1 pseudogene is annotated in these 852 nt (G+C 70.9%); it reads left to right on the forward strand.

Annotated elements, in window-relative coordinates:
• Positions 1-852, forward strand: a pseudogene (locus DBR34_RS23955) (cell surface protein); the annotation flags it as partial.

The following is an 852-nucleotide window of genomic DNA, read 5'->3' on the forward strand; positions in this document are numbered from 1 at the left end:
CACTCGCCGCCGGTTCCGGGGCAGCTGCCAGTGGCAACCGCAGCAGCGCGCTGGGTGCGGCATCGGTGGCCTCGGCCACGGGCGCCACGGCCATCGGTGCCGATGCATCGGCACGCGGTGACAACAGCACCGTGATCGGCCGCTCGGCCTCCACCAACGCCACCAACGGCGTGGCCATCGGCAACGGGGCCTTCGCCAGCAACGGTGCCGGCAGCATCGCCATCGGCGCGGGTGCCGGGGTGTCCGGCGCCGGTTCGGTGGCACTGGGCGCAGGCGCACGTGCGGTCGAAGCCAACGTGGTGTCGGTGGGCGGTGGCAACGGCACCGACGGTCCGGCCACGCGCCGCATCGTCAACGTCGCCGCCGGCCGCATCGGCGCCGGCAGCACCGATGCAGTGACCGGTGGCCAGCTCAACACCACCAACCAGCGCGTGGGCGCGGTGGAAACCCGTGTGGGTGACATCGACGAGCGTATCGGCTCGGTGGAAACCGTGACCGCCAATGCAATCAGCTACGACGACGCCAGCCGCGACAAGGTCACCTTGTCCGGCGTACAGGGCACGGTGCTGGACAACGTCGGCAGCGGGTCGATCGCCTCCGGCAGCCGCCAGGCCATCAACGGGGGCCAGCTGTTCCAGTCGCTGTCCGATGCCGCCAGCTTCCTCGGCGGTGGTGCCAGCGTGGGCATGCAGGGCGTGTTCGTGGCCCCCAACTATGTGATCCAGGGAACCACCTACAACAACGTGGGTGACGCGTTGGGTGCGCTGGACCGCAAGGTCAGCGACCTCGACCAGCGGGTGGCCGGCAGCAGCACGGCACGCGCACGCAGCGCAGCGGCACCCTCGGCCGATG

Origin of the sequence: Stenotrophomonas sp. HMWF003 (genome assembly GCF_003061285.1) — a bacterium.
Taxonomy (GTDB): Bacteria; Pseudomonadota; Gammaproteobacteria; order Xanthomonadales; family Xanthomonadaceae; genus Stenotrophomonas; species Stenotrophomonas maltophilia_AP.